The sequence below is a fragment of the Pseudomonas sp. NyZ201 genome (genome assembly GCF_049860765.1).
Classification (GTDB): domain Bacteria; phylum Pseudomonadota; class Gammaproteobacteria; order Pseudomonadales; family Pseudomonadaceae; genus Aquipseudomonas; species Aquipseudomonas bharatica.
Map to the genome: position 1 here is coordinate 419,923 of NZ_CP187557.1, position 14,355 is coordinate 434,277.

10 protein-coding genes are annotated in these 14,355 nt (G+C 64.2%); 4 read left to right on the forward strand and 6 right to left on the reverse strand.

Features of this window, described 5'->3' with window-relative positions; genetic code table 11:
• Positions 1-10 precede the first annotated feature (10 nt).
• The gene (locus ACPFMA_RS01865; RefSeq protein WP_009396916.1) at positions 11-895 is read right to left on the reverse strand and encodes a 3-keto-5-aminohexanoate cleavage protein; all 885 of its coding nucleotides are present in this window, start codon (positions 893-895) and stop codon (positions 11-13) included.
• 157 nt (positions 896-1,052) lie between these two features.
• A complete protein-coding gene (gene choX, locus ACPFMA_RS01870; RefSeq protein ID WP_064301222.1) occupies positions 1,053-1,994 on the reverse strand; it encodes a choline ABC transporter substrate-binding protein in 942 nt (313 codons plus the stop codon).
• 172 nt (positions 1,995-2,166) lie between these two features.
• On the opposite strand from choX, the gene ACPFMA_RS01875 reads away from it, so the two are divergent.
• On the forward strand, positions 2,167-3,114 hold the full coding sequence (locus ACPFMA_RS01875) for a GlxA family transcriptional regulator (protein ID WP_064301223.1): 948 nt from the start codon (positions 2,167-2,169) through the stop codon (positions 3,112-3,114).
• A gap of 6 nt (positions 3,115-3,120) precedes the next feature.
• Here ACPFMA_RS01875 and tssM read toward each other — a convergent pair whose 3' ends face one another.
• The 4 genes from tssM to tssH are packed head-to-tail and all read right to left on the reverse strand — an operon-like array spanning position 3,121 to position 11,360.
• Positions 3,121-6,675 (reverse strand): type VI secretion system membrane subunit TssM, encoded by a 3,555-nt coding sequence (gene tssM / locus ACPFMA_RS01880; protein ID WP_425929580.1) that lies wholly within the window; start codon positions 6,673-6,675, stop codon positions 3,121-3,123.
• A gap of 14 nt (positions 6,676-6,689) precedes the next feature.
• Positions 6,690-8,117, reverse strand: coding sequence for a type VI secretion system protein TssA (gene tssA, locus ACPFMA_RS01885; protein ID WP_420059516.1), 1,428 nt, complete (start codon positions 8,115-8,117; stop codon positions 6,690-6,692).
• Positions 8,105-8,776: a type VI secretion system-associated protein TagO gene (locus ACPFMA_RS01890; protein WP_425929581.1), complete on the reverse strand. Its 672-nt coding sequence runs from the start codon at positions 8,774-8,776 to the stop codon at positions 8,105-8,107. Before ACPFMA_RS01890 ends, tssA begins: the two co-directional genes overlap by 13 nt.
• Before the next feature lie 19 nt (positions 8,777-8,795).
• Complete coding sequence (gene tssH / locus ACPFMA_RS01895; RefSeq protein WP_425929582.1) at positions 8,796-11,360, reverse strand: type VI secretion system ATPase TssH; 2,565 nt, start codon at positions 11,358-11,360, stop codon at positions 8,796-8,798.
• Positions 11,361-11,854: 494 nt separating this feature from the next.
• Here tssH and tssB point away from each other — a divergent pair, with 494 nt between their 5' ends.
• The 3 genes from tssB to tssE are packed head-to-tail and all read left to right on the forward strand — an operon-like array spanning position 11,855 to position 14,334.
• Positions 11,855-12,358, forward strand: a complete 504-nt coding sequence (gene tssB / locus ACPFMA_RS01900; RefSeq protein WP_064301228.1) for a type VI secretion system contractile sheath small subunit — start codon at positions 11,855-11,857, stop codon at positions 12,356-12,358.
• 51 nt (positions 12,359-12,409) lie between these two features.
• A complete protein-coding gene (tssC, locus tag ACPFMA_RS01905) occupies positions 12,410-13,891 on the forward strand; it encodes a type VI secretion system contractile sheath large subunit (protein ID WP_425929583.1) in 1,482 nt (493 codons plus the stop codon).
• Positions 13,888-14,334, forward strand: a complete 447-nt coding sequence (gene tssE, locus ACPFMA_RS01910; protein ID WP_425929584.1) for a type VI secretion system baseplate subunit TssE — start codon at positions 13,888-13,890, stop codon at positions 14,332-14,334. The genes tssC and tssE overlap by 4 nt, the downstream gene beginning before the upstream one ends.
• Positions 14,335-14,355: the final 21 nt, after the last annotated feature.

Sequence of the window (14,355 nt, forward strand, 5' to 3'; positions counted from 1 at the left end):
CTGGAAAAGATCAGCGACGGGTCAGGTTCATTTTGGCGCGGCCTTCGGCGGGGCTCAGGACCCGGGCGCCGAGGCGATGGAGGATTTCGGCGGCGCGTTCCACCAACTGGCCGTTGCTCGCCAGTACGCCTTTTTCCAGCCACAGGTTGTCTTCCAGGCCGACCCGCACGTTGCCGCCCAGCAGCACCGCCTGGGCCGCCATCGGCATCTGCATGCGGCCAATGCCGAAGCCGGCCCAGGTCACGTTCGGCGGCAGGTTGTCGACCATGGCCTTCATGGTCGCGGTATCCGCCGGAGCGCCCCACGGGATGCCCAGGCACAGTTGGAACAGCGGATCTTCGAGCAGGCCTTCCTTGATCATCTGCTTGGCGAACCACAGGTGGCCGGTGTCGAAGATTTCCAGCTCGGCCTTCACGCCCAGCTCGGTGATGCGCTTGGCGCCGGCACGCAGTTGGGTCGGGGTGGAAACATAGATGCTGTTGCCGTCGCCGAAGTTGAGGGTGCCGCAGTCCAGCGTGCAGATTTCCGGCAGCAGTTCCTCGACATGGGCCAGGCGCTCCAGGGGACCGACCAGGTCGGTGCCGGCACCGAACTCCATGGGCATCTCGCCAGGGCCGATTTCCAGGTCGCCGCCCATGCCGGCGGTGAGGTTGACGATGATGTCGGTGTCGGACTCGCGGATGCGCTCCATCACTTCGCGGTACAGGCTGACATCGCGGCTGAAACGGCCGGTCTGCGGATCGCGAACATGGCAGTGGACCACGGTGGCGCCGGCCTTGGCCGCTTCCACGGCGGCAGCGGCGATCTGTTTGGGCGTGACCGGGACGAAGTGGCTCTTGCTGGCGGTGTCGCCGGCGCCGGTGAGGGCGCAGGTGATGATGACGTCGTGGTTCATTGCGGTTTCCTTCAGGCGTGTCGGGGCTTCGCGGTCCAATTGGGCCGCGGGATTTTCGGGTGTCTGGGAGGGCCTCATCGCCGGCAACGCCGGCTCCCACAGGGACGGTGTACGCAGTTCCATTGTGGGAGCCGGCGTTGCCGGCGATGGCGGTCTGTCAGTTGGCGGTAAGCTTGAGGTTCTCCTCAGCCGGCTTGCCATCGAGGGTGGTTACACCCTCGAGCCAGCGCGCCTTGTCCTCGGGGTGATCCTTGAGCCACTGGCGCGCCGATTCCAGCGCGTCCTTGTGGTCCAGCAGCGGCTGCATCATGCGGCTCTCGTCTTCGGCGCTGAAGGTCAGGTTGGTCAGCAGCCGGCTCACGTTCGGGCAACGGCTGGCATAGTCCGGCGCGGTCACCGTCCACACTGTGGCGCGACCTTCGTCCGGGCCGAGTGCGCCTTCGCTGCCGCTGAGGTATTCCATATCGATATTCACGTTCATCGGGTGCGGTGCCCAACCGAAGAACACCACCGCTTCCTTGCGCCGCACGGCGCGATCGACGGCGGCGAGCATGCCGGCCTCGCTGGATTCCACCAGCTGGAACTTGCCGAGGCCGAACTGGTTCTTGGCGATCATCGCCTTGATCTGGGTATTGGCCCCGGAGCCCGGTTCGATGCCATAGATCTTGCCGCCCAGTTCCTTCTCGAATTTATGGATATCGGCGAAGGTCTTCAGGCCCTTGTCGGCCAGGTACTTCGGCACGGCGAGGGTGGCCCGGGCGTCGTTCAGGCTGGGTGCGTCGAGCACCTTGACCTGGCCGGCGTCGACGAAGGGCGTGATGGTCTGGGTCATGATCGGGTTCCAGTAGCCGAGGAACATGTCCAGGCGCTGGTCGCGGATACCGGCGAAGATGATTTGCTGCGAGGCGCTGGTCTGCTTGGTCTGGTAGCCGAGGCCGTCGAGCAGTACCTGGGTCATGGCGCTGGTGGCCATCACGTCGGTCCAGTTGACGACGCCCAGGCGCACGTTCTTGCAGGCGGCCGGGTCGGCGGCCATTACGTTGGTGCTGAGGACTGCGGTACCGACAAGCATCAAGAGCGAACGACTGATCGATTGCATGGTGGCTCCTCCAACGGCAGTTCTAATTGTTATGAGGGGGGCGGCTTCTGCGAGCCGTGGTGCTCAAGTTACGTGGGGATGGCCCGGGTCAATCGCACTCTGGCGACCAGCTCTTGCACAGTGGCGACCTGCGGAGTATTAACCCTGATTCCCCGTTCAGCGAGACGGCGCCATGCCCCAGGAATTCCACTTTCTGCTGTTACCCGGTTTCTCTGCCCTGGGCTTCATTTCGGCGTTGGAACCGCTGCGCGTGGCCAACCGTTTTCGCCCCGGGCTGTACCGCTGGCGGGTGCTGAGCCTGGACGGCGGCGCGGTGGAGGCGAGCAATGGCATGTCGGTCAACGCCGACGGCCCGCTGGAGCCGCTGGGCAAGGGCGCGACCTTGCTGGTGGTGGCAGGGTTCGAGCCGCTGCACAGCTATAGCCCGGGATTGGCCCACTGGCTGCGCAAGCTGGATCACGAAGGGGTGGTGCTGGGCGGGATCGATACCGGCACGCTGCTGCTGGCCGAAGCGGGACTGCTCGACGGCCACCGGGTGACCCTGCACTGGGAGGCACTGGAGGCGTTCAAGGAGCGCTATCCGCGGCTGGACGCAACCCAGGAACTCTTCGAAGTGGACCGGCGCCGCATCACCTCGGCGGGCGGTACGGCGTCCATTGACCTGATGCTCGACCTGATCGGCCAGGCCCACGGCGCCGAGCTGGCGATCCAGGTTTCCGAGCAATTCGTGCTCGGCCGGATCCGCCCGCGCCAGGACCACCAGCGCATGCAGATCGCTTCGCGCTACGGCATCAGCAACGGCAAGCTGGTGCAGGTGATCGGCGCCATGGAGCGTAATACGGAAACGCCGCTGAACACCCTCGATCTGGCCGAATCGGTGCAGGTCAGCCGCCGTCAGCTGGAGCGTCTGTTCCGCCTCTACCTCAACGACACGCCCAGCGGTTTCTACTTGCGCCTGCGCCTGGACAAGGCCCGGCAACTGCTGCGCCAGACCGAGATGAGCGTGCTGGAGGTGAGCATCGCCTGCGGGTTCGACTCACCTTCGTATTTCACCCGCAGTTACCGGGCGCGGTTCCAGCGGTGTCCGCGGGAGGATCGGCGGGCGGTCAGTGGTGGTTGAGCGACCTTATACCCCCTCCTGCAACAGTGTCCGGGGCAAGGCAAAGCCCTTGAACAGCGGCTGGGTGAACGGGTTGTTGGCTTTCTCGGTACTGATGCGGTAACGCATGCCGCCGTCCGGCGCGGTGAAGCTGAGGTCCACGCTGGTGCTGGTGGTGCCGTTGAGCCGCGCCTGGCTCAGCAGCCGATAGAGCGACCAGGGCCCGCGATGGACCATGCCGCTGCTGCTGCCGCCGGCGTTGACCAGGGTGATGCGGCTTTCGTTGTTCGGCGCCAGGGTATTGGGCCAGATCAGCGCCGTGCTGGTGGTCGGGCCATGGTTGTAGGTGACCAGTTGTCCTTCGACGCTGAACGAACTGCTGCGTTTGTTCGGTGCCAGGCCCAGCGGCTCGATGTAGAACTGCACCCCGAGCAGCCCGCGACTATTGAAGAAGGCGTCGCGGATGCGCTCGGCGGACTGCAGTCGTTCCTGTACATCCGCCCGCACCAGGTAGCCGCCGAGACGCTCGGAGTAGAGCGCTTCGAGGTTGTCTTCGAGGAACAGGTCAAGGTAGTGCTCGCGGAACTGTTGCAAGCGGCCCTGTGGACCGAAGAATGCCGTGAAGTCTTCCAGCGAGGCTTCCTCCCGACTCGATGGGTTGAACGGGTAGCGATTGGCCAGGCGCTCGCGATAGAAGCGGTGGACGTCGCTGTCCCAGCGCCGTTCCAGCTCGCGCAGCGCCTCAACCAGGATGATCCGCGAGGATTCGGCGGCCAGCTTGGCGACCTGGCGATTGATCGGCTCGGGCAATCCGGCGGCGATCCTCTGCAGATTGGCGATGGGGTCGGGGCCCTTCAGCGAGAAGCGCTCCACCACCATGGCCAGTGCGGTCTTGCCGCGTTCGGGGCTGTCGTGCAGGACGCGCACCTTGTCCTGCACACCGCCAATGGCCAGCATCGTTTCCTCCAGATAGGGTGCCCGTTCACCCCTGGCCTCCAGCAACTGGTTCAGCGGCGCGAAGGCGCGGGCGACATCCATGATCAGTGGCGACTGCACGGCATCGTCGCGCTGCTCGGCCAGTTTGTCTGCCATTGGCGCCGAGCTGGCGTCGGCCAAGGCTGCGAGGCCGAAGTCACTGTTGTCCCGTACCGTTTCGAGCAGACGCCGCAAAGGCGCGGCCGGGCCGGTGATGCTGTCCAGTATGCCGACGGCATCGGCGATATCCTGGAAGTCCCGCACCTCGAGCCGGGCAAGGTTGCGTTGCCAGGTTTCCACGTAGGCGCGACTGTAGATTGCCCGGATGCGCTCGCTGAGGATGGCTTTGTCAGCCTCCGAGTAGGCGACTCCGCTGCGCTCGCCCACTGCCCATTGGTCGATCATCGCCAGCTCGGTGAGGGCCTCGCTGCGCCTGGCGAAGTAGCTGCGGTAGCCGTTGGCGGTCAACAGGGCATCGATGCGGCCGCTGGCTTCGGCGTCGGTCTGGTAGACGATGTCGTAGGCCGGGCCGATTTCATTGCGTATGTCCAACGGTGAACGCTGGGACGCTCCGGCCTCCTGGCGCATGGTCATGTACACCCGTTCCGGCAGGGGGATCTGCCGCAGATGACGCTGCACCGTGGCAACGCGCTCCTGGTAGTGCGGCAACTGGGTGTCGACGTACTTCATGGCGTAGTCCAGATGACGCATCAAGGCGCGTTGGGTGCTGTCGTCGCCAGGGAAGGCTCGTTGCCAGTAGGCGGCCATCCAGTTTTCCACCACCGGGGCGCGGCGATTGGGGCGGTCTTCGATCATTCGATAGACCCGCAGGGCCGCCAGTTGGGCGTCACCGTCCAGGTCGGAGCCGTCCAGCGATTCCATCACGCCGCTGGCCAGGGCGGGCAGGAAGCGTTGCGATAGCAGAGCCAGGTAGGCTTCGTCGACCTTTGGGCCGATTGCCCGGCCTTGATACAGGCCCATGTTGGCCAGTACCGGCCAGGCATTGCGGTAGTTGCCATAGACGGCGACGGCGTTGCTGATCTGGTCCAGCGGCAGCAGCAGATTGCCGCCGCTGGGGTCCAGCGTGCCGTCGATGGCACTGGCGCTGAAGGCGCGGCTGCGTTCCATGACGCTCGCTGCCTTGTCGCGGTTGACGCTGTAGTAGTGGTACCAGCCGCCGATGATCAGCAGGCTGCCCAGCGATGCCAGGCCAAAGTGCACGGCCAGGGCATGTCGCTTCTGCCGCAAGACCCGAGGATTGTCGCCGGCCAGGCCGGCTTCGGGGTAGATGACGTTCTGGAACAGGCGCTGGGCGAAGTAGACCATCGCCCGCCCGCTGGGATGCATCTTGTTGGCCGGCTCCGCCAGGCCATAACTTTGCGCCGCCGAGGACACGAAGGCGTTGTTGAGAACGCCCTGCTGGAACACCGAGGAAAAGAACACGCCCCGTGGCAGCGAGGGCGTGACGAAGCGGTCGCTGCCCATCACGTCCGCGAGAAAGTCCAGCAGCACCGGACGCAGGCCGGACAATTGCCGCACCAGCGAGTACAGGGATTCCCGCTGCGCGACGTCGCTTACCTGGGCCATGGCATCGAAGACCTGTTCGTTCAGGCGATCGAGGAAGGCATCGTAGCGCGCGCCCAGTTCGTCGAGCCAGGCGTCGTAGTCGCGTACCGAGTCGAGGGTGAAGGTAAAACCGAAGATGTCCTCGCGCACCGAATTGGGCAGTCGGGCGAACAGCGGCTCGAAGCCTTCGAGCAAATCGAACTTGCTGAGCACGACGTAGAGCGGCGGGCGCGTACCCAGTTCGCGGCTGAGTTCGATCAAGCGGGCACGCAGCAGTGCGGCCAGGGCCTTGCGGTCACTGGGTTTCTGTTTCAGCAGGGTCACCAGGCTGACCATCAGCACCACGCCGTTCAGCGGCCGACGGCTGCGATTGCGGCCCAACCAGGTGACGAAGCTGTTCCACAGGCGCGCAGGGAGGTCTTCCGGCAAGCCCGCGATGCTGCGGCGCTGGCTGATGATCTCGCCGGGAGGGTCGATGAGTACCGCCTGCTCGCCGATGCACCAGTCGATCGGGTAGAGCCTGTCGGGGTCGTCGTGCTGGCGCCAGGCACTGGCCTTGATTTCTCCGCTCAGCGAGAAGCTCTGGCTGGAGCGGTTGACGAAGCTGGTCTTGCCCGAGTTTTCCTGCCCCAGCACCAGGTACCAGGGCATCTGGTACAAGGCGTTGCGGCCGCTGAGATTGGCCTGGAGCAGTGCCAGGTTGCGGTCGAGATCGCGTTCCTGGGCCTCGATGAAGCGCAGGCAGGGGTCGTCTTGCACTTCCCGGGCGCGTGCGCGTTCTGCCTCCAGTAGCCGGGTGCGTCGACGCAGGTGAAGCGTCCAGCCCAACAAGGGCAGGACCAGCAGCATGATCGTGAGCAGGACGCGTGCGGTCAGGCTGGCGAGCGGCTGGCGATCGGCGAAGGTCCAGTGGGGGCCGAGCCACCAGATGGCAATCACGGCCAGGATCAGCACGCCCGGCAACATGAATGGCATGCCGGGCTTGAGCCAGCGCAGGGCGGGCCGGCCATATCGTTGCAGGTTGGACCAGATGTTCTCCATGGCGATGCTCCTGTTCAATGCTTCTGTTCTTCGCCAGCCGGCGTGTGGCGTACCAGCAACGCGTGGAGTTGCGGTTCCCAGGCGCGGATGCTGGTGCTGTCCATGACGCAGCGGGCCCGGGCATACAGGCCCTCTGCGAGCCAGTTCAGCCCGCGGGAGGCGAGCAGTTGGGCGGCGATGGTCATGAGATGGCAGGCATGGCGTGGTTCGGACTTTTGCTGCTGGAGCGATTCCAGGCTGCGCAACATCGGTTCCACGCCTGCGCTGTCGAGCAGCGTGGCCAGTTCGTCGCGTAGCGCTGGATACTCCGGGTCGAAGCTGGCTCCAACGTTCTCTGCGGAGCCGCTCAGCCAGGCCTGGGTGTCGTCATCGAGCAACGCGCGACCATCGACGAATGCCAGCGAGGTCAAGGCGGGGAGGCGGGTTACCAGGCGCTCGCAGGCCTGGCGTATGGCCTCGGCGACCCGTGGCATGTCGAGCTTGCGTGCCACGCTGGCCGACAGGAAGCTGCCACGCAGCCAGTACGGGGACGCCGCCACACTGCGTTCGATCCGCTGCAGCAGCGGCGGATCGATACTGTTGTTCGCCAGGGCTTTTTCGTAGGTGTCCGTGATCTCCAGGGGCGTGGCCATCAACGCGGTGCGGTTATCGTTGTGGGCGTAGGGCGCCTGGGTCAGGTGTGCCCACAGGGCGAAGCGACGCAGCAGGTAGCCGGTGGGGTCGAAGGCGTCCTTGAGATTGATGGCCTCGGCAGCCGAGAGCAGCGAACGGCGATACTCCCGCTCATTTTCCGGGCTGGCTAAAACCGGCGCGAAGAACGCGTCGGCCAGCGGCTCGACGCTTGCCGGCTGCGGCTGTTTTGCCTGCTCGGGTGCGCGGGTGGACTCGGCGTAACGTCGCAGCGTGCTTTCCAGCCGGCTCAATTGCGGAACATCCAGCCCCGACAGGGGCGCACTGGCCTGGAGGCTGTCGAGGGCATGCTGGGCGGATTTGCGGAAATCTTCGTCATAGCCCTTGCGGTCGAGGTGGGGCAGGGCGTCGCCCAGTCGTTCCAGATACTGCCCGACCAGCCGGCGTTTGCCGGCATACCCCGTGGGACCAGGCTTGGGGTGCCCGGCCTCCCAGTATTTCTCGACCATTGCCGCCAGTACGCTGGTGGCTTCTGCCCAGCCGCGCCAACTGTTCGTTCGCAGGTGTGCCGTGATCAGGTGGCCTGCGATACGGAAGTGCTTGCAGTGGTCGGTCAGGTATCGACGGGCACCCTGGTCGACGAATTCCCAGTCGATGGTCCGTTCCTGCAGGCCGCCAAGCTTGACCATTTCCTGGTCGATATCCTGGAACAACGGGTTCTCTGCATCGAACGTTCCTGCGGGCTGGCGCTCATCCAATGCGGCCAGCAATGCCTTCAGGTCCAGTGGTGGAAGTTGCTTCACCAGTGACATGCCTCCCGTTGCCAGGACATCTGTTCGGCCAGCGCCCTGGCATCGAACCTGATGCCATGCAGCGGAGCGTGGTTGCTCTCGACCTGCAGCCACTCGCCAGGACGGGTCAGCTGGCGCAACTGCTCGATGGCCACCAGGCCACGGCCGGCGTCGACCACCGTGCCGTCGTCCAGCACTTGCCAGGTGCGGGTTGGCGTCAGCGGTCGGCCGTCCAGCAGGAGGCGGATACCGATGTGATTCACCGGCAAGGGTTCGACACTCAGCAGCTGCAGGCGGGAGATGTTCGACAGGCAACTGATCGCCAGCCAGGTGCCGGGTTGGTCGCCCGCCGGCGCGGGTGCGGAGATCACCACTTTGTCCTGTCCTGGCAGCACATCCGGGCTGCGGGTGATCCTCGACAGGGTCTCCTCGGCGAGCCGGCCAGCCTCGTTGGCATCGACCAGCAGCCTGATGCCGGGCACCTTGGGCGTGGCTTTGGTCGCGACAGGGGCCTCAGGCGCAGGCGTTGGCGGTGTCCCGGCCGCCGCATCGAAGCAGGCAAGACGCTCCAGGGCGGAAACGATGCGTATGCATTCAGGGGGCGCGGCGGTGGCGCGCGCTCCACTATCGCAACCTGCAAGAAGTATTGTTGTCAGCAAGGCAAGGCGTATCAGTGTCATGCAGCGGCGTCCTCCCGGCTCAGGCCAATGTTGCCGCGAAGGCGCCGTTGTTCCAGTGCAGTTCCGCACGCTGGAACCTGATGCCGCGAGACAGTCGTTGCAGGACCGACAGCGAAAGCGGCGGGAGCAGTTCGCCATCGATGATGGCATCGAGCATGCGGGCTCCGTTGCGGTGTCGTGCACAACGTGCCCGCAGTTCGTTGCGTGCGGTAGAGGTGATGGTCAGCGTGGCCTGGTGACGCTGATCGAGTTGCTCTTGTAACCGCAGCAGACGGTTTTCGATGATGTCGTCGAGCACATCGTCGTCCAGATAGCGGTAGGGAACGATCTGCATCCGCGCCAGCAGTGCCGGTTTGAAAAAGGCAGCGAGCCGCTGGCGCAGGATTTCGCCGTCGAGGTCGTGCAGCGGGTCATCGTCCTGGTCGAAGCCGAGGTTGGAGGTGAGCAGGAACAGGATGTTGCGGCAGTCGATACGCCTGCCTTCGCCGTCGCTCAGCTCGCCCTTGTCGAACGCCTGGTAGAACAGGTCAAGCACCTCCGGGTGGGCTTTCTCCACTTCATCGAGCAGGACCACCGACCAGGGCTGCCTGCGGATGGCTTCGGTGAGCACACCGCCTTCGCCATAGCCGATATAGCCGGGCGGAGCACCCAGCAAGCGGGAGACGGTGAACTTCTCCTGATACTCGGACATGTTGATGGTGGTCAGGAACTGCTCCCCGCCAGAGAGTGAGTTCGCCACTGCCAAGGCCGTCTCCGTCTTGCCCACGCCACTGGGCCCGACCAGCAGGAAGGCGCCCATGGGCGTGCCCGGTCGGCGCAGGTCGGCCATTGCGGTGAGCAGGTGCCGGTAGAGGATGTCCAGGGCAGGAGCCTGGCCCTTTACGCGCTCGCGCAGGTTGACCGGCAGGTTCTCCAGGCGCGTCAGCTGGTCGCTGCCAAGGGTGGTGGCGGGGATGCCGGTCCAGTCGGCTATCACCCCGGCGATCTGTTCGGCGCCGACATCGGCGTGTACCAGGGCTTCCGGGCGCTGCAGTTCGTTCAACTGTTCGACCTTCCGGGCCAGTGTCCCGGGTGTTTCTTCGTCCTCGCTGCCAGCCCTCAGGGCCAGGATTTCGTCTACCAGAGCTTTCTGTCGTGTCCACGCCAGTTGTAATTGCGCGGCGTCCCGCTCGATATCCCCACGCGCCTGGGCAAGGGCCTCCAGGCGCTGCGCGACCACTGGCAGGCCAGCCCGTCGGTCACGTACGAGCTGGGTGTATTCGGCATCGATCTGCCGGAGTTCGTTTTCCAACGTGGCGAGCCGTCGGGGTGGCTCGGCGAGGGTAGAGGCCACCCGGGCGCAGGCGGTATCGAGCACGTCGATGGCCTTGTCCGGTAGCTGTCGCCCCGGCAGATAGCGGTGCGACAGGGCGGCGGCGGCCTGCAGCGCGTCGTCACCGATAAGCACCTGGTGCGCAGCTTCATGGACCGGACGCAGGCCCCGCAGGATTTTCACCGCCTGTTCAGGCGTGGGCTCTTCCAGCTTGACCAGTTGGAAACGCCGGGCCAGTGCCGGATCCTTTTCGAAGTATTTCTTGTATTCCGACCAGGTCGTTGCTGCGATGGTGCGCAACTGGCCCCGGGCCAGCGCCGGTTTCAACAGGTTGGCCGCGTCGCTGCCGCCGGCGCTGTTGCCTGCACCGATCAGGGTGTGGGCTTCGTCGATGAACAGGATGATCGGGCGGGTGGCATCCTTGATTTCGTCGATGACGGCTTTCAGGCGTTTTTCGAACTCGCCCTTCACCGAGGCGCCTGCCTGCAGGGCGCCAAGGTCGAGGCCCCACAGCTCGACACGGCGCAGCGGCTCGGGCACGCGGCCTTGCACGATGCGCAGGGCCAGCCCTTCGACCACCGCACTTTTGCCGACGCCGGCATCGCCCACCACGATGGGATTGTTCTTGCGCCTGCGGGAAAGGATATCGACCATCAGGTCGGTCTCCCCGTCGCGACACAGCACCGGATCAATCCGGCCCTCGCGGGCCTGGGCGGTAAAATCGTGGCCGAACCGGGCCAGTGCACTGCACTCGGCGGGGCTGCTCGGGGGACTGGCCGCAGCGGCTGGCTCCGGAGCCTCCGCCGAAGCCGCCAGCAGGGCGCCGAAGCCCTTGCGCAACCCCTCGCGACTGACCTTGTCGAGCAGGTGCACCGCTGCCAGGGGCAGGTAACGGGACGGGTTGAGCAAGATCGCAAGAAAGACCGCGCCGCTGCGGATATGTGGCTGCCCCAGTTCCACCGAACCGAGCAGCCAGGCTTCCTGCAACACCTCGATCAGCAGGGGCGAGAAGGATGGATACTGGCTGCGGCCCGAATGACGCTCCTCGAAGCCACTGGCCACGGCGTGCTGCACGGCCTCCACGGCGAGGCCGGCGTTGGCGAGGCTGATGCGCACATCACCGGCAGGCTGCCCAAGCAGTGCCGTCAGCACATGCACCACGGTCACCTCTGCGCCTCCCTGGGCGATGCACAGGTTTGCTGCTTCCTCCAGCGCCTGCCGGCAAAAGGGGTTGAGGCGTTCTATCAGTGCAGCCGGGTCGACCGTGATCATTGTTGGAATTCACCTTTGAGTAGAAGGAATTACTTCCTTGTTGCGCCGCAGCCCGCTTTCGGAAGACTGTCGGATATCGCGCGGAACGCCTGTTTTAGTTGGAGTGTGGCGCAGCAGTTTTCGGAGTGATGACTGACTGGAAAGAAAGCACCAAAATTAAATTACGGTATATAGGAATATTCCGATTTTTTTTTGGAAATTTCCCTCAGGTCAAAAAAACAAAGTACCTCAAGACACTTCCTTCATCTGATTGGGAAATTTCCTATTTTTCTGCTGGTCCACGCTGTTCTAGTCTTGGCGGAGTTCATGCGTCAATGCACCGACGTGCCGGTGTTTTCTCGGTGAAAGTCCAAGACAAGAACGGCGCGGACTCCTTTTTATATAAGGGATTCCGCGTAATCGAATGAGTCGCCAGGAACCGGGCTTCATTGCGCCTGCGAGTTGATGCTGCGACGTACTCCAACTAATAAACACAACTTCCGGAGAAGTGGTTAATGGCAAACAGGAAAGGCTCGGTCGCCCCGAAGGAACGCATCAATATCACTTACGTCCCTGCCACAAATGGCGAGCAGGAAGAAGTTGAACTTCCCCTGCGCCTGCTGGTGACCGGGGACTTCACCGGGCGTGAGGAGGACGTCGCGCTGGAAGACAGGACATCGGTGCGGATCGACAAGGACAGTTTCAACGCTGTCATGGCCGAGCAAGGCATCGGCCTGAAGGACAGCATCACCAGCGTTCTCTCGGAGAACCCGGATGACACGCTGGATATCGATCTCAAGTTCCGCTCCATCGACGACTTCAGTCCCGATGCCATCGCCCGCCAGATTCCCGAACTCAACAAGCTGCTCGAACTGCGCGAGGCACTGGTCGCCCTGAAAGGGCCGCTGGGCAATGTCCCGGCGTTTCGCAAGCAGTTGCAGGCCATGCTCGGCGACGAAGCGGCGCGCGGTCAGCTCGCCAGGGAGTTGGAAACCGTGCTGGGCGAGAGCCAGGGCTGAGCCTGCCGGCAGTCGAGACATCCATCCATTCAGGTTTCAAAGGACATGAACATGACAAACGCGCACTCCGCCGCGGCAGAACAACAGAACGCCCACCAAGAAAGCGGCCTGCTGGCCCAGATTCTCGCCCAGACCCGAATCGAACCCAGCCAGGAGGGTTACGCCGTCGCCGAGCGCGGTGTGGCAGCCTTCATCGCCGAGATGCTCAAGTCACCCGATCGCCAGCAACCGGTCAACAAGCAACGGGTAGACCAGATGCTGGCGCAGATCGATACACGGATCGGCAAGCAGATGGACGTCATCCTCCACCATCCGGGGTTCCAGGCCCTGGAGTCGAGCTGGCGGGGGCTCAGGTTCCTCGTCGACCGCACCGACTTTCGTGAAAACATCCTGATCGACCTGCTGCACGTAACCAGGACCGAGCTGCTGGATGACTTCGAAAGCGCCGGTGATATCACCCGCAGCGGTCTCTATCGTCACGTCTACACCTCCGGCTACGGCCAGTTTGGCGGCATGCCGGTAGGCTGCATGGTCGGCAACTACACCTTCGGGCCCTCGGCGCCCGATATCAAGCTGCTCGGTTACGTCGCCTCCGTCGGTGCCATGGCCCATGCGCCGTTCCTTGCTGCCGCAGGCCCGGAAATGTTCAACCTGGAGTCGTTCCAGGAGCTGTGCAACCTGAAGGAAGTGAAGGATATCTTCGATGGCCCGCGCTTCACCAAGTGGCGCGGCCTGCGCGATTCCGAGGATGCCCGCTACCTGGGCTTGAGCATGCCGCGCTTCCTCTTGCGCGAGCCCTATGACCCGCTGGAGAACCCTGCGCGCAGTTTCGACTATCGCGAGACCATTGACGGCAACCACGACAACTATCTCTGGGGCAACACATCGTTCGCCCTGGCGAGTCGTATCGTCGATAGCTTCGCCAGGTATCGCTGGTGCCCGAACATCATCGGTCCGCAGTCGGGTGGCACCGTCGATGACCTGCCGGTTCACCTGTATGAGTCGCTCGGCCAGTTGCAGGCCAAGATTCCCACCGAAGTGCTGGTTTCCGACCGTCGCGAGTTCGAACTGTCGAGCGAGGGCTTCATCCCGCTGACCATGCGCAAGGGCAGCGATAACGCGGCGTTCTTTTCCGCCAATTCGGTGCAGCGTCCGAAGCTCTTCGCCAGGACGCCCGAAGGCCAGGTCGCGCAGACGAACTACATGCTCGGCACGCAACTGCCTTACATGATGATCATCAACCGGCTGGCCCACTACCTCAAGGTGCTCCAGCGCGAGCAGATCGGCAGTTGGAAGGAGCGTCCGGACCTTGAGCGGGAGCTCAACAACTGGATCCGCCAGTACGTCGCCGACCAGGAAAGCCCCTCGTCCGATGTACGCAGCCGTCGGCCATTGCGCGCGGCACAGATCCAGGTTCATGACGTCGAGGGTAATCCGGGCTGGTACCAGGTATCGCTGTCGGTCCGACCGCACTTCAAGTACATGGGCGCCAACTTCGAGCTGTCGCTTGTCGGTCGGCTCGACAAGGAATGACGGTGAACCCGGCCGTATCGCCCGGGCCAGCGTCGGGAAGCCTGTTCCAGCGACTCGAGCCCGACCTTCCGCCTCGTCGCCTGGGCGGTCGGCAGGCCCAGGTCGCGGGGCAGGTGCTGGCCATCAAGAACAACCTGGAGCACTTGCTCAACGCTCGTCGGGGTGGCTCGCAAAGCTGCCCCGGCCTCGGGTTGCCCGACATGAACGATGCCGGCGCCGGCCAGATGGAACTGAGAGCGCAGATCTGCCAGGACATCCGCGAAATGATCGCCCTGTACGAGCCTCGCGTCCGGGTCCTGGACGTTCGTCCGCTGGCAGCCGCCGAGCAACCTCTCGGCCTGTGCTTTCGCCTGCACTGCCAGATACCGCTCGTCGAAGCTTCCGGGCAGGTCGAGATCGACCTGCTGCTGCATCGGCGGCAGCAAAGGATCCAGGTGTTGTGACGAGAAGAGACGAGGAGGCGG

Coding starts and splice junctions, on each gene's coding strand:
- ACPFMA_RS01890 (WP_425929581.1), bottom strand. CDS start 8,776: ATGACACTGATACGCCTTGCCTTGCTGACAACAATACTTCTTGCAGGT.
- ACPFMA_RS01875 (WP_064301223.1), top strand. CDS start 2,167: ATGCCCCAGGAATTCCACTTTCTGCTGTTACCCGGTTTCTCTGCCCTG.
- tssE (WP_425929584.1), top strand. CDS start 13,888: ATGACGGTGAACCCGGCCGTATCGCCCGGGCCAGCGTCGGGAAGCCTG.
- tssH (WP_425929582.1), bottom strand. CDS start 11,360: ATGATCACGGTCGACCCGGCTGCACTGATAGAACGCCTCAACCCCTTT.
- ACPFMA_RS01865 (WP_009396916.1), bottom strand. CDS start 895: ATGAACCACGACGTCATCATCACCTGCGCCCTCACCGGCGCCGGCGAC.
- tssM (WP_425929580.1), bottom strand. CDS start 6,675: ATGGAGAACATCTGGTCCAACCTGCAACGATATGGCCGGCCCGCCCTG.
- tssB (WP_064301228.1), top strand. CDS start 11,855: ATGGCAAACAGGAAAGGCTCGGTCGCCCCGAAGGAACGCATCAATATC.
- tssA (WP_420059516.1), bottom strand. CDS start 8,117: ATGTCACTGGTGAAGCAACTTCCACCACTGGACCTGAAGGCATTGCTG.
- tssC (WP_425929583.1), top strand. CDS start 12,410: ATGACAAACGCGCACTCCGCCGCGGCAGAACAACAGAACGCCCACCAA.
- choX (WP_064301222.1), bottom strand. CDS start 1,994: ATGCAATCGATCAGTCGTTCGCTCTTGATGCTTGTCGGTACCGCAGTC.